The organism is Microvirga arabica (assembly GCF_016811235.1).
In the GTDB taxonomy this organism is placed as follows: Bacteria; Pseudomonadota; Alphaproteobacteria; order Rhizobiales; family Beijerinckiaceae; genus Microvirga; species Microvirga arabica.
Genome location: NZ_JAFBID010000083.1, coordinates 1 through 25,711, shown reverse-complemented (window position 1 = coordinate 25,711; position 25,711 = coordinate 1). Strand labels below are relative to the sequence as shown.

The 25,711-nt window shown below is 59.0% G+C and carries 21 protein-coding genes and 2 pseudogenes; 2 read left to right on the top strand and 21 right to left on the bottom strand.

The features are described 5' to 3' along the window. Nucleotides 1-106: 106 nt before the first annotated feature. Entirely contained in the window at nucleotides 107-547 is a 441-nt protein-coding gene (locus JQC81_RS27000) for an Ivy family c-type lysozyme inhibitor (protein WP_203274884.1), read from the bottom strand. Between the two features lie 208 nt (nucleotides 548-755). After that, nucleotides 756-1,193: a hypothetical protein gene (locus tag JQC81_RS26995; protein WP_203274883.1), complete on the bottom strand. Its 438-nt coding sequence runs from the start codon at nucleotides 1,191-1,193 to the stop codon at nucleotides 756-758. 677 nt (nucleotides 1,194-1,870) lie between these two features. On the opposite strand from JQC81_RS26995, the gene JQC81_RS26990 reads away from it, so the two are divergent. After that, the gene (locus tag JQC81_RS26990) at nucleotides 1,871-3,460 is read left to right on the top strand and encodes an ABC transporter substrate-binding protein (RefSeq protein ID WP_203274882.1); all 1,590 of its coding nucleotides are present in this window, start codon (nucleotides 1,871-1,873) and stop codon (nucleotides 3,458-3,460) included. Between the two features lie 107 nt (nucleotides 3,461-3,567). Here the strand turns inward: JQC81_RS26990 and JQC81_RS26985 are convergent, their stop codons facing one another. The 19 genes and pseudogenes from JQC81_RS26985 to JQC81_RS33995 all read right to left on the bottom strand — a co-directional run bounded on the left by JQC81_RS26985 (nucleotide 3,568) and on the right by JQC81_RS33995 (nucleotide 25,084). Continuing rightward, nucleotides 3,568-5,313, bottom strand: coding sequence for a gamma-glutamyltransferase family protein (locus JQC81_RS26985; RefSeq protein WP_203274881.1), 1,746 nt, complete (start codon nucleotides 5,311-5,313; stop codon nucleotides 3,568-3,570). 167 nt (nucleotides 5,314-5,480) lie between these two features. After that, complete coding sequence (locus JQC81_RS26980) at nucleotides 5,481-6,494, bottom strand: ABC transporter ATP-binding protein (RefSeq protein ID WP_203274880.1); 1,014 nt, start codon at nucleotides 6,492-6,494, stop codon at nucleotides 5,481-5,483. Continuing rightward, nucleotides 6,487-7,467, bottom strand: a complete 981-nt coding sequence (locus JQC81_RS26975; RefSeq protein ID WP_203274879.1) for an ABC transporter ATP-binding protein — start codon at nucleotides 7,465-7,467, stop codon at nucleotides 6,487-6,489. The genes JQC81_RS26980 and JQC81_RS26975 overlap by 8 nt, the downstream gene beginning before the upstream one ends. Next, a complete protein-coding gene (locus JQC81_RS26970; RefSeq protein WP_203274878.1) occupies nucleotides 7,464-8,285 on the bottom strand; it encodes an ABC transporter permease in 822 nt (273 codons plus the stop codon). The genes JQC81_RS26975 and JQC81_RS26970 overlap by 4 nt, the downstream gene beginning before the upstream one ends. A 9-nt stretch (nucleotides 8,286-8,294) precedes the next feature. Further along, the gene (locus tag JQC81_RS26965) at nucleotides 8,295-9,230 is read right to left on the bottom strand and encodes an ABC transporter permease (protein ID WP_203274877.1); all 936 of its coding nucleotides are present in this window, start codon (nucleotides 9,228-9,230) and stop codon (nucleotides 8,295-8,297) included. A 245-nt stretch (nucleotides 9,231-9,475) separates the two neighbouring features. Next, a complete protein-coding gene (locus tag JQC81_RS26960; protein ID WP_203274876.1) occupies nucleotides 9,476-10,915 on the bottom strand; it encodes a M81 family metallopeptidase in 1,440 nt (479 codons plus the stop codon). Nucleotides 10,916-11,157: 242 nt separating this feature from the next. Further along, nucleotides 11,158-11,346: pseudogene (locus tag JQC81_RS26955) on the bottom strand (integrase core domain-containing protein); the annotation flags it as partial. Then, on the bottom strand, nucleotides 11,301-11,465 hold the full coding sequence (locus JQC81_RS26950) for a hypothetical protein (RefSeq protein WP_203274875.1): 165 nt from the start codon (nucleotides 11,463-11,465) through the stop codon (nucleotides 11,301-11,303). The gene JQC81_RS26950 and the pseudogene JQC81_RS26955, both read right to left, overlap by 46 nt. 257 nt (nucleotides 11,466-11,722) lie before the next feature. Continuing rightward, the gene (locus JQC81_RS26945; RefSeq protein ID WP_203274874.1) at nucleotides 11,723-13,159 is read right to left on the bottom strand and encodes an aldehyde dehydrogenase family protein; all 1,437 of its coding nucleotides are present in this window, start codon (nucleotides 13,157-13,159) and stop codon (nucleotides 11,723-11,725) included. Nucleotides 13,160-13,421: 262 nt separating this feature from the next. After that, entirely contained in the window at nucleotides 13,422-14,873 is a 1,452-nt protein-coding gene (locus JQC81_RS26940; RefSeq protein ID WP_203274873.1) for an N-acyl-D-amino-acid deacylase family protein, read from the bottom strand. Nucleotides 14,874-14,933: 60 nt separating this feature from the next. Beyond that, entirely contained in the window at nucleotides 14,934-16,604 is a 1,671-nt protein-coding gene (locus JQC81_RS26935; protein ID WP_203274872.1) for an ABC transporter ATP-binding protein, read from the bottom strand. After that, nucleotides 16,601-17,434: an ABC transporter permease gene (locus tag JQC81_RS26930; protein ID WP_312887590.1), complete on the bottom strand. Its 834-nt coding sequence runs from the start codon at nucleotides 17,432-17,434 to the stop codon at nucleotides 16,601-16,603. The genes JQC81_RS26935 and JQC81_RS26930 overlap by 4 nt, the downstream gene beginning before the upstream one ends. A 101-nt stretch (nucleotides 17,435-17,535) precedes the next feature. Continuing rightward, on the bottom strand, nucleotides 17,536-18,477 hold the full coding sequence (locus JQC81_RS26925; RefSeq protein ID WP_203274870.1) for an ABC transporter permease: 942 nt from the start codon (nucleotides 18,475-18,477) through the stop codon (nucleotides 17,536-17,538). A gap of 130 nt (nucleotides 18,478-18,607) precedes the next feature. After that, nucleotides 18,608-20,206 carry an ABC transporter substrate-binding protein gene (locus JQC81_RS26920; RefSeq protein WP_203274885.1) on the bottom strand — a complete coding sequence of 533 codons (1,599 nt, stop codon included), beginning with the start codon at nucleotides 20,204-20,206 and terminating at the stop codon, nucleotides 18,608-18,610. Nucleotides 20,207-20,252: 46 nt separating this feature from the next. After that, complete coding sequence (locus tag JQC81_RS26915) at nucleotides 20,253-21,563, bottom strand: D-amino acid dehydrogenase (RefSeq protein WP_203274869.1); 1,311 nt, start codon at nucleotides 21,561-21,563, stop codon at nucleotides 20,253-20,255. Then, complete coding sequence (locus JQC81_RS26910; RefSeq protein WP_203274868.1) at nucleotides 21,560-23,224, bottom strand: thiamine pyrophosphate-dependent enzyme; 1,665 nt, start codon at nucleotides 23,222-23,224, stop codon at nucleotides 21,560-21,562. The genes JQC81_RS26915 and JQC81_RS26910 overlap by 4 nt, the downstream gene beginning before the upstream one ends. Nucleotides 23,225-23,228: 4 nt before the next feature. Beyond that, nucleotides 23,229-23,888 carry a TetR/AcrR family transcriptional regulator gene (locus tag JQC81_RS26905; protein ID WP_203274867.1) on the bottom strand — a complete coding sequence of 220 codons (660 nt, stop codon included), beginning with the start codon at nucleotides 23,886-23,888 and terminating at the stop codon, nucleotides 23,229-23,231. A gap of 8 nt (nucleotides 23,889-23,896) precedes the next feature. Next, the gene (locus tag JQC81_RS34505; protein WP_376772461.1) at nucleotides 23,897-24,871 is read right to left on the bottom strand and encodes a DUF6963 family protein; all 975 of its coding nucleotides are present in this window, start codon (nucleotides 24,869-24,871) and stop codon (nucleotides 23,897-23,899) included. An 81-nt stretch (nucleotides 24,872-24,952) separates the two neighbouring features. Beyond that, complete coding sequence (locus JQC81_RS33995) at nucleotides 24,953-25,084, bottom strand: hypothetical protein (protein WP_281400422.1); 132 nt, start codon at nucleotides 25,082-25,084, stop codon at nucleotides 24,953-24,955. Nucleotides 25,085-25,505: 421 nt separating this feature from the next. Here JQC81_RS33995 and JQC81_RS26900 point away from each other — a divergent pair. Then, nucleotides 25,506-25,711, top strand: a pseudogene (locus JQC81_RS26900) (IS5/IS1182 family transposase); the annotation flags it as partial.

Below are 25,711 nucleotides of genomic sequence, written 5' to 3'. Positions count from 1 at the left end.
CGCCACAGGCGATCCGCGATACCAAGGCCTTGATGACAATCGTCGGAGGCGACATCGTCTATCGGTCCGGGATTTAGGAGCTGTTGAGCAGGTCTTCGCCGAGGGCTTAATCCTGAAACTCCTTCGCCATGAGCTGACGCTCAGCTGTTGTCGGATGTCCGAGCTCCACGATCTGGCCGCCTGTCTCCCTCGCCTTGGCCATCGCTACGGCACGCGATCCATCAGCCGCGACCAGGAAGGTGAGGTAATTGTCAGCGCAGTTATGCGGTTTGCAGATCGCGCCCGCAAAGTACACCTTGCTGTCCACCACCACCTGCTCAACTGGCATGCCGGTCCCATCAAACCGGCCAAACCAAGGCGTGCGCTTCAACCCGGCCGGCAGGATCTTCAGGTATGCCTGGTAGTGAACGGGCATCTTCTTGCGCAGGTCCCACGGATAGTGCGGCATGTTAGGAGAGGTCGCCTGGACGGAGATTCCCGGGCCCAAAAGCAACCCGGCGACCAGGAGGCCGACACCGATCACGTGTCTGAGAAACCGAATTGCCATTTCCGCCCCTTCGATCTCGTGCTGGCCTTTTTACCGTGTCACGGATCATTCGGGAATTTACCCAGGCCGCATGATCAGTCTACCCAGCCGACCCAGCCAAACTGCCGATAGAGTAAATGCCGGGGCCGGCCACACAGTTCGGTTTAACTCCGTTGGGCAACCCTATCGCTCCAGATCAACCCGAACGCCCACTGAGGCTGGAGATCAGCTACGCTTGAGGCTTGCGAAAGCGCTCCGGCACCTGAGGATTACTGGCAGGGTTTGTGTCGTGCCGGGACAAACGTGTGATCCGTGTGCCGTCGACCATGGGTTGTAAATCGGCCTCAAGGGCATCAGCTTCTTCCTGCGGATACACCTCTTGGCCTTTGACGTGGACAGCAAACGACCTGAGATGCTTTGCCTTCTTTGTAGGATCCTCGATAGTCGCCTTGGTCCATTCATAAAGTGGGTAGCCCTCAACCCCATCCGCCTCAGCTTGGGCGACATAGTCAGAGAATGCATCGAGCTGGCATTTCATGGTCGCGTTGTGCTTTTCCAGGATCTGAGGCAGTGGTCCGAGTACCGGAGCGCCTGCATCGCGTCGCGCAGCTTCGGCAAGCTCATCAGCCAGGTAGAGCCGCAACTGGTATAGCCACTGTTCACTCATGCCGCAGCTCCATCGAAACAGTCCAGCGCAGCCGCATTGCCGCGAACCCTATCACGTTTCTTCAAGGTAGCTGGAACTGAAAGTTGTCGTCCAATCAAACTCAGCCGTACAGCATGGCTGTGTACAGGTCTGCTTTCGGCCCGAACGCAGACCTTTGGCTAAGGTCAGCCCCGGCCATTACCGGCCGTTCACCAGCGCCATACACGCTCACGTTGCAGTCCTAGGTTGATTGTGTACGGACTAGGTCGGAGTTTATCATCTCGAGGCGGTCTCATCGGATTAAGTCGGCAACACCTTCCAAGCCGGCTTCTCCATGACTTAAGTCTGCATCAGCGCCTGAGTCGGCTCCACTGGCGCATCTGACACTTCTCTCAGCTGTAACCATTTTCAGCCCTTCGGAGCCATTCTTAGGTAGTCCAATCTCAAAGAGTTGCACCCCAGCTGACACCTTTTGGCTCTACCCTTTCCCTGAGTTCCACCGGCAGGAGCTACAGCTTGACAGTCAGGTTGAGGGCCTTACGGTTCGATGGGTGATCCGAGGTTCAGGATCTTCCAGCTGTCAAAGAAACACAAGGGGAGCGCTTCGGTGCTAACGGCCGTGACAACTGGTGTGCAGTCATTCTGCGAGCGAAGACCCCTGTTGCGCTTGCGGCTTTGGAAATCTGGGAGGATTTGATTTGCTCGCGAAACTAGCTATCTCAACTGCACTTGCTCTGGCAGTCAGCACTCACTCTTACGCTGAAACACCACGCAACGGTGGCACAATCCGCTTCACGGCACCCTATGGTTCAAGCTTTTCAAGCCTTGACATTCACACATCGCACCGCGCTCAGGACGAGATCTATGCCAAGGCGATTCATCGCTCGCTCTACAATTGGGATGCCAGCAACAACCAACCGGTTCTGGAACTCGCCAAATCGGTGGATGTCTCCGAGGACGGACTGACCTACACCTACAAGCTGCGTGACGACGCCTATTTCCACCACGGCCGCAAGATGACCGCCGACGATATCGTCTGGTCGTTCACGCGCATCATGGATGGCGCCAAGGCATATCCGGGGGCGCGCTTCGTCCGCATCATCAAGGGAGCCGTCGAGGTCGAGAAGGGACAAGCCAAGGAAATTTCAGGTCTCAAGAAGATCGACGACCACACCTTGCAGATAACTCTCACGGAGCGGGTCGATCCCGGCTTTTATCTCAGGACGGCGGCAACATCCATCTATCCTGCCGACGAGGCGGCCAAGGAATCCTTCGTGATCAAGCCGATCGGACTTGGACCTTTCAAGTTCGTCGAGCATGTTCCCGGATCCCGGCTTGTCGCCGAGCGCTGGGAGAAGTTCTACAAGCTGGGCAAGCCTCACGCCAACAGGATCGTGATCTCGACCATGGGTGAGGCATCGGCTCGCGACGTTGCTTTCCGCAACAAGGAAATCGACGTCTCGATCTTGGGTCCGGCGCAATATGTCGCCTACCAGGCCGATCCTGAACTCTCGAAAGGCCTTCTCGAGGTGCCGGAGGTCTATACCCGGATCATGGGCATGAATCCCGATTTCAAGCCCTTCGCCGATAAGCGCGTCCGACAGGCGATCAATCACGCCATCGATGCGGATCTCATCATCAAGCGTCTCAATAAGAACAAGGCTTACCGGGCCACGAGCTGGCTTCCCCTTTCGTCACCGGCGTACGACAAGTCCTTGAAGCCGTATGCTTACGATCCGGAAAAGGCGAAGAAGCTGCTTGCTGATGCAGGCTACTCCGGCGGCTTCGAGTTCGAGTGGACGGCGACGCCAAACGAGAGCTGGGGCGTCCCCATTGTCGAGGCTGTCATTCCGATGCTTGAGAAAGTTGGGATCAAGGCGAAGATCAAGCCTGTGGAGGGATCCGTTCTTGCAGGCATCGTCAGCAAGGGAGATTATCAGGCCTATATCTGGTCGAATACGTCCGGCCCTGATCCGCTTGGATCGCTGAAGTGCTTCCACTCGGCCACTCCTCAGTCGGCCTGCAATTATACCGCATTCAAGAACGCAGAAGTCGACAAGTTGCTGGACCAAGCGGGAGACGAGCGCGATCCAGGCATGAGGATCGAGCATCTGAAGAAAGCGAATGCACTCATTCAGGAAGAGGCTCCCATGTGGTTCTTCAACTACAACAAGGCCGTCATGGCTTACCAGCCCTGGCTCAAAGGGTTGCAGCCGAATGCAACGGAGCTTGCGTTCCAGAACTATGAGGATCTGTGGGTGGACGAAACCTCACCCGCTGCCAAATAACGTCGGCAGCCCAGCACGGTTGAGCTGAGTTTCATCCCGGCATCTTCCAAAGATGCCGGGATGATTTATTTGGACACGGCGCACGACCGAGCAGGCGCCCCGGTCAGCTACCATCCAACCGCATAGGAGGCCCGCCGGGGGTCCGCGGCTCCAGCATGAACTCCGGTGGAGAGATCCGTCGACGCGGCGCAGACTGCCCCCGCCAGCCATGTCCAGTCCGGCCAGGAATGAACGTCGTGCCCCCTGGCCCGCAGATCGTTTCCGACCGATGTGGGAAAACGCCCCTCAAGAGCCAATCGGGCCGGGAAATAATCGTGCGGATCGAACGAGTTCGGAAAGCTGTATGTGGCAAAGCGCGGGGCTTCGACGGCAACCTGTAGGTCGTGTCCGAAGATGACGCGGTTGAGGATGACCTGCAGCATGGCCTGACACTGCACGTCGCCGCCCGGTGTTCCAAACGGCATGATCCACTTGCCTTGCTTGATCGCAAGAGCCGGATTGCACGTGAGGCGCGGGCGCCGACCGGGCATGATGTACCCGGGATGGGCCGGATCCGTGTATCCTTGAGAGCCGCGTGAGGAAGGGCACAGCCCGGTGCCGGGCACCATGACGGAGTCATAGGATGTATCACTAGGTGTCGCGGCAAATGCATTGCCATGACGATCCACGACACAGACGAATGACGTATCGCCCGGGGGTCCCGGCTGTCCGGATGCAGCAGCCGAATCCTGGAAATGCGTACCAGAGCCTGACGGGACCGGCAGGCCAGGAGCGGCCTGGTCAGGATCGATCATCGAACGCCGGGTCGTTCGGTTCTCATCCGAGAGCAACATCCCGAGAGGCACATGGATCGCCTGCGGATCCCCGTAATAGCGCTCCCGGTCAGCAAAGGACAGCTTGAGCGCCTCCACCACGGTATGGATGTATTGCGGGGAATTGTGCTCCAACCGGCGGAGATCGCCGGGATCGAGCAGACCAAGGGCTTGCAAAAGCACCGGTCCCTGTGTCCAAGGTCCGCAGACATGCAGATCGATGCCTGCAAAGGAGCCCGTGACTGCAGGCTCGACCGGTGCAGTGAACTCCTTCAGATCGTCGGCCTGCAGCCAGCCCCCCTCCTGCCGGAAAAAACGATCGATGGTAGCCGCGATATCACCCTGGTAGAATGCCGCATGCGCGGCCTCCAACCCCGCATCGCGGCCGCGCGACGAAGCTGAGCGCTCTTCATCGGCAAGATACTGAAGCGTTCCTGCAAGGTCCCGCTGGACGAAAATCTCCCCCGTCCGAGGAGGACGCCCCTGCGGCAAGAAGACGGACGCATTCGACGGCCAGCGCCTGTAGTCATTCTCATGAAGGGCAATCATATCGGCGAGCAACGGGTACATCGGGAAACCGTTGCAGGCGAGCCTAATGGCCGTGGATGCGACTTCGCCGAAGCTCATAGTTCCGAAGCGCCGCAGAGCCGTGATCCAGGCTGACGGCGCTCCGGGAACGACGCTGCGGAGGATCCCGTGTGGGATTCTGCCGCCGTACTCGTGTCGAAACACCTGCACATCCGTGCGCCGAGGCCATGGCCCCAGTCCTGCTATCGTGTGAACCGATGCAGTCTTGCTGTCATACAAGATGATCGGTGCGACGCCGGCAAAGTTAACCAGATCGCACTGAACCACAGCCAGAACGATACCAGCGGCAACCCCGGCATCCACGGCATTGCCTCCTGCTTCGAGAATGGCGAAGGCGGCATGTGAGGCTGCATAGTGCCCGGACACGGCCATATGCCGGGTACCCAGCAGCGTCGGACGGTGCGCGCCCGTGGCCCCGAGACTGAGACCTGGATGCGGAGGCTGAGCATTCATGAAGGCACTCGCTGAAACGGCTGCACAGAACTTGCAGCGTAAAACTGATCCATTTTGATGGAAACAGCCCTCTTCTGTTCTTCTCCGCGTTATTGACGGCGAACCGGATCCACTTCGCCGCAACGTGCTCCAAGATCAGCTCTGCGGCTCTAGGAGTGATTTTCCGCTTAACCCACGGCCGTTGCCAACCCGTCCGTCATGGCAATCTCGTCGACTCTCCGGCACCGGACGTGGTGCTCCCCTCCCCGATTTTTGAGGGCCGGCGCTGGGGGCGTGCGGCAGATGTCCCGCGCCTCCGGGCATCGAGGGTGAAAGCCGCAACCTGTCGGTGGACTGAGCGGGTTCGGGATCTCGCCGGTGATCTTGGTGCCGCTGCTCCGTTTGAACGGATCGGGAATCGCCGCGATGAGCGCCCGTGTGTAGGGATGCCCGGGCTGCGTGAAAATTGTGTTCCATGGGCCGCTTTCGACGATGCGGCCGAGATACATCACGGCTACCCGGTCACTCATGTGCTCGACCACGCCGAGATCATGGCTAATCATGATATAGGAGAGACCAAGCGTCTCCTTGAGTTCGAGAAGCAGGTTGATGATCTGGGCTCGAATGGAGACATCCAGTGCGGAAACGGGCTCATCCAGTACGACGATCTTCGGCTCAAGGATCAGGGCACGCGCAATTCCGATCCGCTGTCGCTGACCGCCGGAAAACTCATGCGGATAGCGTTCTGCAGCCTCTGGCCGCAGGCCGACGCGCGCCAGCATGTCGCCGATCCTCCCGTCGATCTCGCTCCTTGCCGTGATGCCGTGCAGGCGCAGGGGAGTCTCGAGCGTCTTCCGCACCGTCTGACGCGGGTTGAGCGAGGAGTATGGGTCCTGGAATACCATCTGCGTGATCCGCGCCCTATTCTTCCGGTCCCTCCCCGCCGTGCCGACCTCGTGCCCATCAACAATCACACGGCCACGGGTTGGCGCCTGCAGGCCGAGGATGGAGAGTGCCAAAGTCGACTTGCCGCAGCCCGACTCGCCGACGAGACCAAGGCATTCACCTCGCTTCAATTCAAGGTCGATCCCGTCCACTGCATGCACGAACCGCCGCGATCCTCCGAGGAGACCTCGTCCGACCGGAAAATGAACCACGAGGTTTTCGACCTTCAGGATCGGATCGTTGGAAGTGTCAGTCATGATAATGGCACCGTACGAGACCGCTTTCGGGCAGCGGCGTCACAACAGGATCCTCGGCTCGACAGAGATCGGTCGCGGCATGGCAGCGGGGATTGAACCGGCAGCCGGGGGGAAAAGCAACGACAGGGGGCACAACTCCCTCGATCTCCTTAAGCTTCTTGCGGCCAAACTTGGAGCGAGCACCTAGAAGCGGGAGCGAGGCGACGAGCCCCTGCGTATAGGGATGCCTCGGAGTCAGGAAAATGCTATCGGCGGCGCGCTGCTCGATCAAGCGACCTGCATACATGACTCCGACGTTCTGGCACATGTTGGCGATAAGCCCGAGATCGTGGCTGATCATGAGGACCGCGGTCCCCTGAGCTGCGGAAAGCTCCTGGATCAGGTCGAGGATCTCGGCTTGGACCGTCACGTCGAGCGCTGTCGTCGGCTCGTCCGCCAACAGGAGATCGGGTCCGCAAGCCAGCGCCATGGCGATCATGACGCGCTGTCGCATGCCGCCCGAGAGCTGGTGCGGATAATCCTTCACGCGCCGCTCCGGTGCGGGCACCCGGACCCTTGCGAGGGCCTCCACCGCCTGGCGCTCCGCCTCCCTCCAGTTCGCACCCTTGTGAAGCACGAACATCTCGGCAATCTGTCGCCCGACCGGCGACAGCGGATTGAGGGCCGTCATCGGCTCCTGAAAGATCATCGAGATTCGGCTGCCCCGCAGCTTGCGCATCCCGCCCGGCGACAGGTCCAGCAATTCCTGTCCGTGGAACCGGATGCTGCCGCCTCCAATGCTGAGGGGATTTCTCAGCAGACCGATCAGGGCAAGAGCGGTGATGCTCTTCCCGCATCCGGACTCTCCCACCAGACCGAACGTCTCTCCGCGCCTGATGCTGAACGAGACGTCCTGCACCGCCGGATACCTCCGGCCGTTGACGGACAGATCGATACGGAGACCCTCTACCTCAAGAAGCGCCTGTCCTGTCATGCCCGTCGGCTCCGCGATTGAGGATCAAGAATGTCGCGAAGGCCGTCGCCGAGCAGGTTCAAGCCCAGAACCGTGACGAAGATTGCAAGGCCGGGGAAGATCGAAATCCATGGTGCCGTGGTGATCTGATCCCGCGCATCGGACAGCATGCTACCCCAGCTCGGGAACGGCGGGCGGATGCCGAGACCAAGAAAGGAAAGAGCAGCCTCGGCAAGAACAGCGCCGCCCATCCCGAGAGTGCCGATGACGATGATGGGGCCGAGCATGTTGGGCAGAAGCTGCGTCAGCATGATGCGCACGTCGCTGTAGCCCAGAACCTTCGCTGCCTGGACGTATCCCTGACTTTTCAGGGATAGGGTCGAGGCGCGGGCAAGGCGGCAGGTGAAAGACCAGTTGGTGAGGCCGAGCGCAATCAGCAGACTGGTCAGCCCTGGATTGAGAATCGCCATGATTGCGAGGGCAAAGATAAGAGACGGAATGGCCAGCATCATGTTGGTCAAGCCACTCACGAAATCATCCCACCAGCCGCCCCAATATCCGGCGGACACCCCGAGGCAGACCCCGATAACCGTGTTGATGAGCTGCGAGATGATCCCGACGGTGAGCGAAATCCGAGCCCCGTAGAGCACTCGGCTGTAGATATCGCGCCCCTGCGCATCCGTGCCAAACCAGAACGCGGCTCCCGGCGGCTCCTCCGCATAGAGCAGGTCCGCATCCATGACCGGATCGGTATGAGCAAGCCAGGGCGCAAGGGTTCCTGCAATCACCACAGTTGCGAGGAGAAATCCTCCGATCAGGAGATTGGCTCTGATCTTCATGTCGTCCCTTCAGGTGTACTTGATGCGCGGGTCGATTATCGCGCAGACGACATCGACGAGGGTGTTGATCAGGAGAAAGAAGAGGACGATCACCAGGATTGCCCCTTGCACGACAGGGATGTCCCTCAATGTGACGCTGTCGACGAGCAAGGATCCCAGTCCTGGCCAGGCGAAGAGCTTCTCGACTACTACGGCCTGCCCAATGACGGTGCCGAACTGCAGGCCGATGGTGGTGAGGACGATGACGGAAGCGTTCCGCGTCAGGTGCCATTGTACCATGCGAGCCTCGCTCATCCCCTTGGCGCGGGCGGTTCGTACAAAATCGGCATTCATGATTTCGAGCACCGCAGCACGTGTTGTGCGAGCTAGCAGTGCCATTGGTGCAACGCCGAGCGCAATCGACGGGAGAATCAGATAGCGTATGCTGCCGTCCCCATAGCCGAAGCTTGGCAGCCAGCCGAGCACAAGGGCAAAGACGTACATCAGCATCAGGCCGAGCCAGAATTTCGGGAGCGACAGACCCGACACGGCGCTGATCATTGAGATCGTATCGATCCAGCTTCCCGGCCGCAGAGCGGCGATGAAGCCGAGCGGGACCCCGAAGACGATGGCGAACAGCATGGAAGCGAAGGCAAGCTGCGCGGTTGGCCACATTCGGTCTGCCAGAACGGTCGTAACCGGCTGGCGCGTCCGGAACGAGGTTCCGAGATCAAGCGTCGCAAGCTGGCCTACGTACTTTCCGAAGCGAACGTATACCGGATCGTCCAGCCCGAACTCTTTGTTCATTCTAGCCGCGACTTCAGCGTCCATGACGCTACGGCCGTCGTCATTCATGCTCGATACGAAGGTACCAGGAATCACGCTGAACATCAGAAAGATGACGGCGGCGATGGCCAGAATGATCGGAACCATCTGCAGAAGGCGTCGCAGGACAAAAGAAATCATTCAAGACTCCAACCTGACGCTCGCAACACAGGATTCGCGAACCTCAGGACTTGCAGTGCATCTTGAGCCTTGGCCCAGTTTCCATATAGCACTCACCTCAACCACACCCTCATGGCGAACAGACCAATTAGGAACGTTCTGCAAGTCAATATCAACTATCGGAAACACAATAATCTCTCCGATCGGGGAGCTTGATGCGCTTTCTGAGGCAGATCCCCATTCCGCTCATAGTCTTGATCGGACGATCAAATTGCATCCAGGGGCCAGATCGGGCGTCTGATCTTGCGATAGGGCCGTTCCTTGAAGTTCCTCGTTGATAGAGCGCCCGTGTCGACTTCGACAACCTCTCGGGCAATCGGCTCAAACGCGGCCCGGAAGTGCTGCATCGACTTCACGATCAGAGTCGACTTTCGCGTCGGGTCTACACCTAGTGACGTGAACTGCCCGAGATCATTGGCCTGACCGTTGTGGCTGATCACGATGATCTCGACTCCGCCGACACGCAGGAGAAGGCTGAGGCCATAATTGCGCCGCGCTCCGCCGCCCATGGGCCCATAGGCAATGAAGCTGCCATCCGTAATGGCCACAACATGGCCCGTGACCTCAATCGGTCCGCCGCCCATACTCGGATCGGTTTTGCCACCGAGCAGCAATGTCACGCGATTGCCCACACCCGCGGCCTGTGCCTGCAGAACGGCCTCGGGATCGTGGATGGCATGAAAGCCAACGTTCTGAAGATCGGCATCAAGCACTGCTTTCAGCAGATTGGTAGCGTCTCCATAGGCTCCTGAGCCCGGATTGTCGGAGTAGTCGGAAATGACGAGAGGCCTGCTCGAGCCGGTCCCAGCTTTTGCCTTTGCGATGGCCTCATCCAGCGGCGTAAAATGGATGGACGAGAACGTCCGCTGCTCCCAAGCATAGTCCATAAGTTCTTCGGCAATGGCCTGTGCCGAGGGCAGATCATTGCCTGTAACGGCAATGGAGGGGCCGATATCATGAACATCGGCAGACGAAAAGCCGGCCTGAACACTGATCACGAGGGCCTGTCCTGCGGCTTCAATCTGATCACCGCGGCGCAGCAGTTCCACCATGGGTGGTGATGTCGTGCGGCCCCCGTCTAGGGCGTACAGAATAGGCCGGCGGGCCAGCGCCACCTTCGGCGTCACCTCTCCTGTCATTGCCCTTTCTAGGAGTTCGGCAGCCTGCCACGTGCGCTCGTATTGATCAATGTGAGGATAAGTCCGATAAGAAATAAGCGCATTGGAATTGTCGGCCATGCGCTGCGTGACGGTCGCATGCAGGTCGAGAACCGCGACAATCGGGACGCGGGCGCCGGCCCGTGAGCGGATGCGGGCCAGCAACTCGCCCTCCCCATCATCATGGCTCTGCGTGGACATGGACCCATGGAGGTGAAGCAGGATCCCGTCCACGTCATCACAGGCATCAAGGATGAGCTTCGTGATCGTTTCGAAACAGTTATCGGTGACGCGACCGGATGGATTGGCAGAAGCGGCGATGGGATGAACGAGCTTCCATTGGAACTTTTCGGCGGCTTCGAACGCGGCACCGATCGACGTACGCGTTCCTCGAAAGGCGGGGATGATGTCTTCATCCTGATAGTAGCTGCAGTTCCTAAATGCGCTCTCATCGGTTAGCTGAACACTGAACGTGTTCGTCTCGTGCATAAACTCTGCGACAAGAACGCATTTCACCATTTTCTCTATTCCCCCTTATATCTTAGGGCCGTAGGAGCGCCAGCTCGCCGACACCCGATTGATATGTCATGTTCTTCAAGCCTCTAAGGGCGCAGTTTTACTGATGTTGGCAAAGGCTCGAATATTCTTCAACCCGGAACTTTAGGACGAGCCATCCTTCATGCACAACAGACTTGACCTGACCGGGTTTTTGGACCAGGCGCATTGAGAGGCTACTGCATGATTGTGGCTGTGGGTAGCTGTTGTGTGATGGCCTCCAGTGTGACGGGTGCAGGCGGCCGGTACCCCAACGCTGAGTGAGGTCGCACGCGGTTGTATTGATCGCGCCAGGCGCCGATCACGACCTGAGCCTCTTTCAGGCTGTAGAAGATTTCCAGCTTGAGGCACTCATCCCTGAGCTCTGCTTGGAGATACCAGCCTCCTTGCAGGCGAGTGCGGTACTCTTGCCTTGAGCGAGATGCACCTCGATCTGGCGCAACTTCGCGATGATCTGCTCCGAGCTGAACCTCTTCTTCGGCATGGGCGGCTCCTTAGTTCCAGGTCAATTCTCTCAATCAACTTGGTCCAGTTCCACCCAGTCAGGTCATATCTATATCGACTGACGGTCGGTTAAGGTATTTTGGCGAGCACCCGAATAAAACCCGCCTTACGGCGGGTTTTCCGTTTCAAGAGACTGGCTTGTTAACAGCCGTCAGCGTCGACAACCCCTTATCGGAACTCTCTCAGCGGAAGAATGGGTCAGGCCTCGCCCGGTTCCCCATACCTTCCAAAGTAGCGCTAGGCTGATTGAGGCATATAACCGAACATAGACTTGATCTCGAGGAACTCCTCAAAACCAAACTGTCCCCACTCACGGCCGTTGCCTGATTGCTTGTAGCCCCCGAATGCAGCTGCAGTGTCGCCGCGCGAGCCGTTCAGATGCACCATACCCGCCCGGATCTGGCGGGCGATGCGGCGGGATCGCTCGATGTCGCCTGAAGTCACGTAGCTTGAGAGGCCGTAAATGGTGTCATTGGCGATTTGGATCGCATCTTCCTCGTCCTCGTAGGGCATGATGCTCAAAACGGGTCCAAAGATCTCTTCCTTCGCAATGTGCATGTCGTTGCATACATTAGCAAAGACCGTAGGCCGCACGTAGTAGCCCCGGTTTAACCCTTCAGGACGGCCTAAGCCACCGGCAACCAAGGTCGCGCCTTCCTTGATGCCTGCTTCAATGAGAGCCTGGATGCGTTCGAACTGTATCCGGCTCACTACTGGTCCGATGGTGGTCGAAGCGGCTCTCGGATCACCTACTATCGTTTCTTCAGCAACGCGGCGTGCAAGTGCGATCACTTCCTCCTGCCGGTCAACCGGGACGAGGAGGCGGGTTGGTGCATTGCAGGATTGGCCGCTGTTGGCAAAGCACACCTGAGTGCCATGGGTGACGGCGGCCACGAAATCAGCATCGTCCAACAGGATGTTGGGGGACTTCCCGCCCAGTTCTTGGTGGACGCGCTTGACCGTGTCCGCCGCCGCCTTTGCAACCAAGATGCCGGCTCGGGTCGAGCCTGTGAAGGACACCATGTCGACGCCGGGGTGGCTTGCGAGAGCCTGGCCGACATGCGGGCCATCACCATTGACGAGGTTGAAGACCCCGGGAGGCACGCCCGCTTCGTCGAGGATCTCAGCGAAAATAAGAGCTGAGAGCGGCGCGATTTCGCTCGGCTTGAGCACCATGGTGCATCCCGCTGCAAGGGCTGGGCCGACCTTGCAGCCGATCTGGTTCAGAGGCCAGTTCCACGGGGTGATCAGACCGACGACGCCGATGGGTTCGCGGGTAATCACGGTAGCATTAACGGTTTGGTCGAAGGCGTAGGTTTTCAGAACCTCGGTGGCGCGGGTGATGTGACCAAGGCCTGCCGGCACATGCCGCTCGCGCGCAAGACTAAGGGGAGCGCCCATTTCGGTGGAAATCGCCTCCGCCAGATCATCCGTGCGCCTTTGGTAGGCCGTGACGATCCGACCTAGTATCTCGAGTCGCTCGTCACGGCTGGTTTGAGAGTAGGTTTTGAATGCGTGTCTTGCGGCGGCCACAGCCCGGTCGACGTCGGCTGCTCTGCCCGCCGCAATGGTTGCTACTGGCTCTTCAGTAGCAGGATTGATCACATCAATAACGTCGTGCTCTGCGGGCGAAACCCATTGGCCATCAATGTAGAAACGATTGTGATGCGGCACGATTTGTTCTCCAGCTTTGGTGTAGACGTCGGAGACGTCAGGGCATTTCGCGACAGAGGCTGTCAATTGCCGGTTGGATGAGAGCCTGTTCAATGAAAGAAAGTTGCGACAAGGCTATAATATCGTAAGCGACCCACCAGGACCGACTATCCATAGCACGTATGAGCAGATGAGCCGCCACGTGCTTCTCCTCATTGGCTTCGTGTGGGGTCGGCGCGTCCATTCAGGAGAGTCGTCATCGGTCGGCTTGACAGTTTGCATTTCACGCCTGCCGTCGAAGAACTCGACCCGGGCGTTCTCCGCTTGGCTTCCCGTTGGCCCACACGACCTTGCCGTTCACAAGGACAGTTTCAATTCCACGCGAAGCAGCGATCGGGCGATCATAGGTTGCGACCTCATCGACCGTTTCGGGATCTAAGATCACCAGATCTGCAAACGCACCCTCCCGAATGACTCCTCTATCAGGCAGGCCAAAATTCCTGGCGGTCAGCCCGGTCATTTTGTGGATCGCAGTTTCGAGCGAGAAAAGACGGCGCTTTCGGCTGTAATGCCCCAGCACCCGTGGGAAGGTGCCCCAAAGCCGTGGGTGCGGTTTTTCATCATGAGGCAACCCATCCGACCCGATCATCGTCTGGTCGAAAGCCAGGATACGTTCTACGTCGCCTTCATCCATGCGATAGTAGACGGCTCCGGCCGGCAGGAGGCGTTGGATCACCTCCTCTTGCGATCCACCGAGCTTCTCGATGATGTCCGTCAGATCCCATCCTGCGAACTCTGGCAGGCTCTTGGACCAAGTTACGGTAACACGCGTGGCATTTGCCGCCAGATGGGGAGCAAGAATTGTGGACGACGCCGCATAGGGATAGCAGTCGAGGCAGATCTCCTGGGTGGCCATTTGGCACTCGATGAGCTTGAGGGTTTCCACAGAGCGCCCAAAGTTCCTCGCCCCGACTACTTTGTGATGCGAGATCACAACCGGCACCCCGACATCCCGCCCGATCCGGAAGGTTTCGTTCAGCGACTCGACGACCATATCTCCCTCGTCGCGCATGTGCGTGCAGTAGAGCCCCCCGTGCTCCCGCAGCGGCTCGCAGATCTCAATCACCTCCTCGGTGGGGGATCCGATTGCGGGAGCATAGGCGAGTCCCGTAGAGACGCCGATTGCCCCTGCCTCCAAGGCCTCGACCACCATCACTCGCATGGCGGCAATCTGTTCAGGACTCGCGGGTTGGGTGAGATCATCCATTGTCGCGACGCGCAAGGTCGAGTGGCCGACGAGCAAGGCACAATTGGTCGCGGCTGGGCGCTCCTCAAGCTCGGTTACATAAGCCGCAAAGGTCGGGAAGCGATACCACCGGCCGCCCTCATCAAGAAGGTTCAGGGGAGGTGTAACCGGGTCAGGAATGGGACGCGGCATCGGTGCGAGGGAAATCCCGCAATTGCCCCCTACGACAGTTGTCACCCCCTGGCTCACCTTGGGTGCCATGTCGGGATCGGACAACAGAAGCCGGTCGTCGTGCGTGTGCGCGTCGATAAAGCCGGGCGCGACTACGAGGCCTGTTGCATCGAGGACTGTCTCAGCGGTCGCGTCTCCTATCGCGCCGATAGAGGCAATACGATCCCCCTTGATCGCCACATGGCCTTCAAAGCGATCGGCCCCGGTGCCGTCGACTATCGAAGCATTGCGAATAATCACGTCATAGTGCTCGGTCATAATTCCCCCTTCGTTGCGCACACTTGGAACAATGTCGTCTTGTGATGTGATGTGGGCAGATCACAGAGGTCGGAAGTTCTGAAAGTCCCAGTCCCGGCCTGGTGCAGCTTCGATCAGTGCACGGGTGTAATCCTGCCTGGGTGCCGTCAGAACCTCGGCCGCTGACCCGGCCTCAACGACTCGTCCATGTTGCATGACCACTATGGTATCGCAGATCTGTGCGGCAACGCGCAGGTCGTGGGTGATGAACAGAACGGCTATCCCGATCCTCTCCCGGATCTCATCCAGAAGTTTCAGGACCTGGGCCTGAACCGACACGTCGAGAGCGGACACCGCCTCGTCGGCCACAAGGATGTCTGGATCCAGGGCCAGGGCGCGGGCAATGCAGATACGCTGCCGCTGACCACCCGAGAACTGGTGTGGATACCGTTCCATCGCATCAGCACTTAACCCTACGAGGCCGAGCAACTCCCGAGCCCTGTTCAAGGCCTCATCCCGTCGTTGGCCGAAGTTTATTAGTCCTTCGATGACCGAGTCCCCGACTCTCCTGCGCGGGTTCAGTGACCGGTACGGATCCTGGAACACGATCTGAACCCGGCGGCGCATCGGCCGCAGCTGGCTTCCGGTGGCTTTCGCTATATCGTCGCCATGGACGAGTATGTTGCCTGATGTGGGGTCCTGCAGCCGGACCACACATCGCGCCACTGTTGACTTGCCGGAGCCGGACTCCCCTACAATGCCGACGATCTCGCCCTTCCTGACCGACAAGCTGACACCCTGGGCTGCTGCGATTGAACGTCCCCGTCCGAAGAACCCTCGGCCCGCGTAAGTCTTGCTCAGTTCCTTCAGGTCCAAAACGATGTCGGACTTCAGCGCCGCTCGTTGCTTTGGAACAAGGCTGGGCACAGATGAAACGAGCATGCGCGTGTACGGCTCCCGTGGATATGCCAGGATGTCGTCACGCGACCCGACCTCAACGACCCGCCCCTTGTTCATCACCACGATACGATCAGCGATCTCGGCAACTACTCCGAAGTCGTGTGTGATGAACAGAACCGCCGTGTTGTGCTTCTTCTGTAACTCACGGATGAGCGCCAGGATCTGTTTTTGGGTCGTGACGTCGAGAGCCGTCGTCGGTTCGTCGGCAATCAGTATCTTGGGCTCGAGGATCAGGGCCATCGAAATCACGACGCGCTGCCGCTGCCCGCCCGAGAGCTGGTGCGGGTATGAGTCGTAGATTCGCTCAACGTCCGGCATATGAACCGCGTCGAGCATTTCCAAGATCTTGGCCCGGCGCTCTGCCCTGCTGAGCTTGGTGTGTATTCTGAGGACCTCGTCGATCTGCTCCCCTACCTTCTCCACCGGATTGAGGGCCGTCATCGGCTCCTGGAATATCATGGCCATCCGGGTAGCCCGCAGTTCGCGTAATCGCGCCTGGCTTGCTTTTAGGACGTCCTCTCCCTCTACAAGAATACGTCCGGTGCTCGTTCGCAGAGATCCTGGGGGCAGGAGCCCCATAACCGCAAGGGACGTGACGGATTTGCCCGATCCCGACTCTCCCACGACACAAAGCATCTCGCCGGGTCTGATATTAAAACTGATATCCTCAAGGATGTGTCGAACCGGCGGTTCGCCGACGACCTGGACAGCGAGGTTGTCGATTTCCAGTACTGGTGCTCGGAGCTCGGAGCTCGGACCGGGCTTTCTGGGGTGAGAAGCGGAGCCGATCATGATTTTTTCGCCATTTTGGGATCGAGCACGTCTCGTACGACGTCACCCAAAACGTTCACGCTCAGGAGGGTCGCCGCCAGAACAATGCCCGGATAAAGGATGAGGCCAGGGAGGAGCTGGAAGTACATCCGGCCCTCCGACATCATGTTGCCCCAGGACGGGATTTCTGGGGGGAGCCCGGCTCCAAGAAAACTCAAGGTCGCCTCGATGAGAATTGCCGCGGCAAACACGTACGTACCCTGAACGATCAGGGGGGCGATTGTGTTGGGAACCATGTGACGGACCAGTAAGGTCGGCGCCGGCGTTCCGAGTGATATCGCCGCTTCGACATAAGGCTCAGACCGGACTGACAGAATTACGCTCCGGACAAGTCTTACAACCCGAGGGACCTCGGGAACCGTAATCGCGACCAGAACAGTCAGAATGCTTCCGCCGGTGAGCGAGACGAGCGCAATGGCAAGCAGGATGCTGGGAATCGCCATGATCCCGTCCATCACTCGCATGATGATGGCATCCGCGGCTCGAAAGTATCCGGCGACGACCCCGATCAGGAGACCGAGCAGGATGCACATGATCGTCGCCCCGGCGCCAACGATCAGGGAAACCCGTGCCCCATAGACGACCCTGGAATAGGTATCTCGCCCATAGGCGTCGGTCCCAAGCCAGTGCTCTGGTGAGATGCCCCGCAGCCGGGATCCCGGATCGATTGCGACCGGGTCATTTGTACCGAGAAGGGGTGCGGAGAGTGCCGCCAGAATGACGACGCAGAGGATCACAAAGGCAACGAGGACGGGGCCACTTTTGAGCGTTCCAACCAACTGTTTGAGCACACTAGCTGTTTGGGGCGCCGAAACAGTGCTAGGCAGTTCTCCTGAAGCCTGCCCGCTGCTCTCTCCAGGAAGTGGGTTGACGATTGCTTGCATGACGCACCTCAGTAGCGGATACGCGGGTCGAAGACGGGGTACAGCAGATCAACCAGCAGGTTGATGAGGATGTAGATGAACGAGAAGAGCAGGATCAGGCCCTGAATGACCGGGTAGTCGCGCGCCAGCACAGCCTCGACGACTAATCGGCCCAGTCCAGGCAGGTTGAAAACCGACTCCGTCACGACAACACCGCTGATCAGCGAAGCTATCCCGATGCCGATAATCGTAACAATCGGCACGGCCGCGTTGCGCAAAGCGTGCCGCATCAGAACCACGCGCTCTGTAGCTCCCTTCGAACGAGCTGTCCGGATGAAGTCCTCGCCCATAACTTCAATGATGCTGCTGCGCGTTATACGGGCGATCAGCGCAACATAAACACCACTCAAGGCAAGAACAGGCAGTACGAGACGCTGTGCGAAGGGCCAGAAACCCTCCGACAGTGGCTTGTAGCCTTGGACCGGGAACCAGCCCAATTTGATTGACAGGGAGTAAATCAACAGGTACCCGACCACAAAGGTTGGAACCGAGAAGCCGAGGACTGACAGGGTCATGATGGCGCGATCCAACAGTTTGCCTTGCCTCCATGCGGCAATAATGCCGAGGGGTATGGCGATGATGACTGTAACCACGATTGTTCCCAGCGCCAGGGCAAGCGAGGGACCCATGCGGTCACCAATCATGCTTAGCACGGGAGTTCCGGAGAGAAGTGAGACTCCCAGGTCTCCCTGCATCAGTCGCGCAAGCCACTGCACCAACTGCAGGTATATCGGCTTGTCGAGTCCCATGGTTTGCCGGATCTTGTCCAACTGCTCGGCGGTGGCATCGTCTCCAGCAATAATGGCTGCTGGATCGCCCGGAGTCAGACGCAAAATGGCAAAGACGACAACTGCAACCATCACCATCACTGGCACAGTCGCTAGGAGGCGTCGCGCGATGTAAGGCAACATGGCTTTTCTCGCTTCATCACCCTCTTGGGTATGATCTCGGAAAGAGGGATCGCTCAGGTAGGTTGTGAGAGCATTCTGGCCCTCACAACCATCCGTTCAGCTCTGCTCGCAGAGCCGACCTCAAATAGGATCACTTGTCCGACTTCTTGATGTTCCAGAACACCGTGATCGGAGAGGCCAAGACGCCGGTCAGCTTCTTGCTGTAAGCCGCCGGAACAGAGAACTGACCGAGTGGGCCAACAACACCCTCGTCAATGGCGAGCTTCTGAATCTGAGCCGTGATTTCCTTGCGTTTGGTCTCATCAGTTGCGCGAGCGAATTCCAGACGCAGCTTCTCAATCTCTGGAACTTCCGGCCAACCGGCCCAAGCCTTAGTGCCGTTAGCGGCCACCGTCGTGTTGCCGAAGGGATTCCCGCTGGTGGCAAGGGTGCTGTAGGTGGAGAAGATGTTCCAGCCGCCTTCGGACGGTGACTTCTGGTTGCCCTGTTGGGTTACAACCGATTGCCAGTCCATCGTCTTGAGATCGACCTTGAAACCGGCCTTCCGGAGCGCAGAAGCGATCACGATCGGCTGTGGTGCGACCATGGCCAGATCTGTGGGTTGCAGAACCACGATCGGCGTTCCGTCGTAGTTTGCCTCCTTCAGGAGTTGTTTCGCCTTGTCGATGTTGGAGGGAATGACGACATCCTTCCCATACGTATCGGCGTATGGCGTATCGCAACCGAAGACGGCCGCGCAGGTCTTCGCGTACTTCGGATTCCCGACCAGCGCCTTGAGTACGTCGTCTTGCCCAACGGCGTGCATCGCAGCTTGGCGTAGTAGCTTATTATTGAATGGAGGATGCAGGTGGTTGAACCGGTAATATGTCCAGTTTCCTAGCTTATCCAGCACCTCGACATTCACGTCGTTGTTGTTCTCGAGCATCGGAAGCAGATCGAATGGTACCTGCTGGATGAAATCGATCTCCCCGTTCATGAGAGCGTTCACCGGCGTCATCTGGTCAGGCATGGCCGCCCACTGAACGCGGTCGACGTTCACGACCTTGCCGCCTGCCGTCCAGCTGGCCGGCTCAGAGCGAGGGACATAGTCCTTGTTCTTGTCATAGACGACTTTGAGCCCTGGCTTGAACTCGGACGCCACAAACTTGAACGGACCCGACCCGATAAATTCCTTGATCGATTCCGAGGCGGGCGTCTCGGCGATCCGTTTCGGCATCATGAAGGCAGGACGCGAGCTCAGCTTTGCAAGGCTCTCCAGGAGTAGCGACGTCGGCTCTTTGAGGACGACCTTGAAGGACTTGCCGTCGACAACAGCAATGTCGGAGACCATGGTCATCAGGACCTGGCCCGTGGAGTCCTGCTGCGCCCAGCGCTTGAGGGATGCGACGCAATCCTCCGACGTGACGGGCGCACCGTCGTGCCACTTTAGTCCGTCGCGCAAGGTGAAGGTATAAGTCTTCTGATCCTCCGCGACCTCCCACTTCTCCGCCATCTGAGGCTTGATCTCGAATTTCTCGTTCATTCCCAGTAGGGTGTCGTAGATCATGTAGCCATGATCGCGGGTGATGAACGCTGTACTGACCACGGGGTCCATGACTCGTAGGCCGGATTGCATTACGGCCGTTATGGTCTGCGCGTGGGCGGGAATTGTGACCAGCGAGGCAAAGGAGAATGCCGCACTAATTCCGAATGCCTTGTAACAAGCTGCTCGTTTTACTTTACTTAACATTAGACATCCCTCTTTGTTAAACGTGCCGTTCGGCACTGGACGTGGTTCAAGCCGCGCTTCTTCGAGCGCTTGTTCTTGTCTCACCTGCAGAAGATAGGCTCCGGGAACGAGGCAATCCGAAGATCGCCGCTGGGATACTGGTCGGTCGTTCAGCAATCTGGTCGGCCAGCAGGCCGGCACTCCCTGCCGCCAGGGTAAATCCGAGGGCGCCATGACCGACGTTCAGCCACAGGTTCGGGAAGTGGGTTTGTCCGATGATCGGCTTGCCGTCTGGCCTCGCTGGCCGCAGTCCGGCCCAAGCCTTCGGCTCTCCCACCGCGTTCAGGCTTGGAAGAAATGTCTGCACATTCTGCCGAAGGGATGCGATCCGGTGTGGCGCAATTGACGCTGTTGTGTCGCCAATGTCGACCATCCCGGCGACCCGGAGGCGGGTACCGAGCCGAGCGTAAACCACCTTGTTTCTCAGGTCGCTGACGCTTGTCGTTGGCGCGAGGCTGTCGGGACCCAGCTCATATGTGAGACTGTAGCCTTTAAGCGGGTAAACATAGGGATCGATGCCGACCTGTTTCGCGAGACCTTGGGCTCCGACGCCATTAGCGATGACGTAGTCGTCTGCCGCCATGTCTCCTTGCGATGTTTGGAGCCCCACAATCCGCGACCCCTCGACCCGCAGTTTCTCGACCGTAGTCCGATAACGGAACGATACAGGAGTGGCTCCCGAGCTCATGATCCGTTCCAACTCGGCGCAGAGTTGGAAGCAATCACCGGCATCTTCGGTCGGAGTAAAGATTCCTCCGATGATGGTGCCGCGAATGGCTTCGAGCGCAGGCTCGCGAATAAGACATTCGTTCGGCGTCAGGAGCGTTTGGCGGCATCCGAGGGATGCCTGAAAGTCCATACCAGCCTGAGCGGCTGCGAAGGTCTTGGCGTCCTGGTAGACGAGAAGCTTTCCTGACGATTCGAAACCAAAGCTGGGACGTTCCTGGCGCACCAACTCGTGAACCAGCTCGCGGCTGTACATTCCGAGTTGCGCGAGCTCCGCGGTCGTACGTTGCGCCTTGCTTGCACGGCAGGCTTTCAGGAATGCAAATAGCCATCGCCATTGGTCGGGATCAGCCTTCAGCTGGAAGCTGAGAGGTGAGTTGCGGTCGAGGAGCCAGGACGGAAGCTTTGGCAAAACGCCAGGATCAGCCAACGGGGATACGAAGCTATAGCTAAGCTGTGCACCATTTGCCTTGCTCGTCCGCAGCCCGGCTCCCTCGCCGCTGTCGACGACTGTCACTGAATGACCATCCCGCGCCAGATAATACGCCGTCGTCAAGCCAATGATGCCGGCCCCGATGACTATGATCTTCATGACGCAATCTTCCGCAGCTGAGAGATCGTGGCCGCGGCGGAAATATGCTCAAGACTTGTCTTGATCGAGATCACTGCTGGCCGCTTTGAGGCCAAGGCTTCCTGGAATGCACCCGCGGCCTGATCGCTGTGTTCGACCAGGATACCCAGGGCACCATAGGTCTCGGCGAGCCTTGGAAAATCCGGATTTGCGAGGGCAGTTGCGCTGACTCTTGCGGGGAAGAGCTTTTCCTGGTGCATCCGGATCGTACCGTATGAGCCGTTGTCAGCAATGACGAGGACGGGGCGTGCGCCGGTTTGGATCGCAGTCGCAAGCTCGTTCCCTGTCATGAGGAACCCTCCGTCGCCAACGAAGCAGACGACGTCGCGATCGGGCCGGCGTAAGCTCGCCGCGACCGCAGCCGGAACGCCGTATCCCATTGCGCCCGATGACGGGGCGAGCATCGTTCTCCCTCCACCAAAGCGCATTAGTCGCTGGACCCATCCACCGAAGTTTCCCGAGTCAATGGTGATGATTGCGTCATCGGCAAGAACGCGGTCGGCTGCCTGCACGGCGGCGGCAAAAACGACCCCGTCGTTGGCGTCCATTGGACCATCTCTGTGCCTGAGACCGGCCGCAACCGCATGTAGATGCCGGCTCCACTCAGCGCGCTGCTCCGGAACCGAGTGGGGAGCGTGAACACGCAATCCCCGCAGGAAACGTGCCGGATCGCATACCACGCCTAGATCTACATGGCGGATCCGGCCGACCACAGTGGCGTCAGGCCAGACCTGGATGACCGGCTGGGCAGGCAGTGGCGCGGCGGGAAACCGGAAGCCTTGTGTAGTCACATCCCCCAGCTGGGTCCCGACCGCGATGACGAGGTCGGCCTGACCGACCGCATCAGCCAGTTCTTTTGGCGCCCCGTACGCAAGATGTCCGGCATAGAGTGGGTGCGTGTTCGGGAGCAGGTCGGCGTGCCGGACGGCAGTCGCGACCGGGATGCCAAATACCTCGGCGAGATCCTGCAGAGCTGCCTGACCTTCGGGGTTCTTCAGGAGGCCGCCCGCAATGATCAGTGGCTTGCGCGCCTCAGCGATCCGTAAAGCAACACCCGACAATATGTCGTCAGAAGGACCGGCTACAGGCAAGGACAGCGGCTGGGCGGGAGTGCGGTCCACCCGGTCCTCGAGCATATCTTCCGGCAACGCTATTACCACCGGCCCCGGCGTACCGCTTTGGGCTACATGGAAGGCCGTTGCCACAAGGTCGGGGAGGCGTTCGGCCTGATCCACCTCGACTGCCCATTTAGCCATGGACCCAAAGACGCGCTCGTAATCGACCTCCTGGAACGCACCCATGTGGCGATGCTCACGCTCGACCTGTCCCACGAACAGGATCAAGGGGACTGCGTCCTGCTGAGCGGAATGCACTGCGATCGCCGCATTCATTGCTCCTGGGCCTCGGCTCACGAACGCCACGCCAGGGCGGCCTGTCAGGCGCGCGTCTGCTAGGGCCATAAAGCCCGCGCCACTCTCATGACGGCATGTGACAACATCGACATGAGGATGCTGGGCCAGCCCATCGAGCACGCTCAGGTAGCTTTCCCCAGGGACACAGAACACGCGATCGATGCCGTGGAGAGTTAGCGTATCGATTAATAGATCAGCTGCCCGTCTCATCGCGTCATTGTTCCTTGCTTGAGCGCTTCTTAGGTTCACGCCCGGATTCCAAGGCCGCCAGAGAATCCCCGTTCAGCTCCGGTGGGAACGCCTGGACGATTTGTTCAAGCGCGGCCGAGAGCCGTTGCCATCCCTCCTCCGTACGAAGCGGGACCCCCAAGAAATGGCTTTCCGTCTTCGATCGCAGCATCAGGTACAAAATTCCGGCAAGCATGATGCTCACCACCGCGGGCACATCCATATTGGGAGTCAGGCCATCGATGCGGTCGATGAAGGCACGGGCAGCTTTCTCACGGCGGTTCGCCAGCTTTGCGGTCACCTCATTAACTTCAATGAGTTCCCACCGGCGGACCTCTCGAAGCGTCTCGTTTTTTCCCAGGGCTTCGATCTGGGCCTTCAGCATCGACAGAACCAACGTTCCCGGTGATTGCTGGCTCGACTCTCCGGAGGTGAGCAGGTCGTGGTGGCTCGTCCAAAAGTCCTGCTCCTGCATCCAAGCAAGAAGCAGTCCAGGCATGCCGTCGAAGTAACGGTAAATGAGTTCTTTGCTGACGCCGGCGCGGTTGGCAATCGCATTGACGCCCACGCCGCCCATCCCGGTCTCTCGGATCTGTGCTTCAAGGGCGTCCAGAATCTGCCGTTCGGTTCGTTCACGGCGGGACATGGCCTGTTTCAATGTGATCCGCCTTTGATCGCTTGTGATTGGGGTGGGTGGGCCGCTTTGCCGGCATTTCGGAAAGCCTCTATCACGAGCGGAAGCGGCGGACTGCCAGGTGGCTTGCAAAGCCACCCCGGTGATGTTTCCGTGAACAGCTCCGTGATAGCTCTGCCGATCAATCGTCCGCTCTGCCAAATCTCACTTCCAAGATAGATACCAGTTGTCCGACGATTGGCTGATTGGAGGCGGAGGTTTGCGCTCTCGACGGCGGTGATGGTTCCATCATCCTTTACGTGAACACGATCATTAGTGGAGAGATGAATGGGGACCGTGTCATGCAAGTAAAGCAGGCGGGTATCCGTTGACTCCCCTGTAAGACAGGACCAGGCGAGGTCAATGAGCCTTTCGGCAAGGGGGCCTTGAGAGAATATGGAGTTGTGCAATAGCGCAACACTAGACCCGCCGGATGTCCGCTCGGCACCGCCGCAATCAGACCGCCGCATTACACGGGCGCTGTTGCCGGTACCAATCTCTCCGCAAGCGTTCATTGCAATCATTCCTGCGTCGGCTTCCGGAAACTCGCAAAGGACAGCTGTAATGGCCTCCTGTGGCGTTTGCCCAGCAGCTAAGCGGGCAAGGACCGCCTGATTCAATGGGATATCGTTGACGCCGGGGGTGTTCGGAAGCCGGTGGCCTGTAACGAGTCCGATATTGTCGAGGCCAGGCAAGAATTGCTCGAGCGGCTCCGGCCGGTCTGGTCCGCTTGATATGGCTGCCGCAGACTGCGCCGCAAGCCAAGTCTCGGGTAAGTTGAGGGCCTCAATGCCCCCTCGCTGGGTTACGCGATGCCGAACACGTCGGTTCTCATCAAGGATCGCAAAGACCACGAACCCGCCAATGGCGCCACGGCCAAGCAGTTCGGCACCCAGGACCGCAGCCCGCACTGCCGCACCTGCCTTTTGACCGCTAGCTGCTACCCCGATCGTCATCGTCTCAATCCTGTTAGCCGCCGCATAAAGCAGCGAACTCGCATGGTCGGTATGCAAGGTGACCATGCGGTCACATTCTTGTCAACAGGCTCGAATAGGAACGAGGCGAGCGTCATCCTCAGAGGACATGAAGGATACGATAATGCGCTCATCCTTGGCGTCGATGAACTCGCCGAGGCGCGCCCAGACGTCGTCAGGGTTCAGCGGTTTCATAAGGCCTTCGGTGACAAAGTGCCAATATTCGTCCGGATCTCGGCCTCCGCGAACGGTGTGAATGAGGACCGCAGGTTCTTCCAGCGGCAACCTCCTTGGCTTAGGCCACGTGACGCAGCTCGGACGCTTTTTGTCACGAGCAGCCGCCGGCGATGTCGAGCATCAGCCCACAGCACGGGGCTTGAGCCCCATGAGGTGGTGTAGCTCGACGGAAGCGCAGCGGTCGGCTCGCGCGCCCTCAGTAGCGCCGTAGCGGGCCGGGCGGTGATGTCACATTAACGGGGAATACTGCTCTGTACTCGTCAACGAAAAATCCCGTGTCGAGGAAAAACAGCGACTTGGCCTGTGCAAAAGCCGGCCTTGTCGGCCCCGTCAACGGCTATACTCAGGTAATGTGACATCCCCCTGCAGGACCTCCTGGCGTGCAGCCGATCGCTTTGGCCTCAAGCCCGAGCGGCTGGCGGCTGACAGTGCCTACGGCTCGGCCGAGATGCTGCACTGGCTCGTGGAGGAGCAGAAGATCGAGCCGCATGTTCCCGTGATCGACAAATCCGAGCGCCAGGATGGCACCTTCTCGCGATCTGACTTCAGCTATGATGCTGAGGCGGACGCCTACACCTGTCCTGA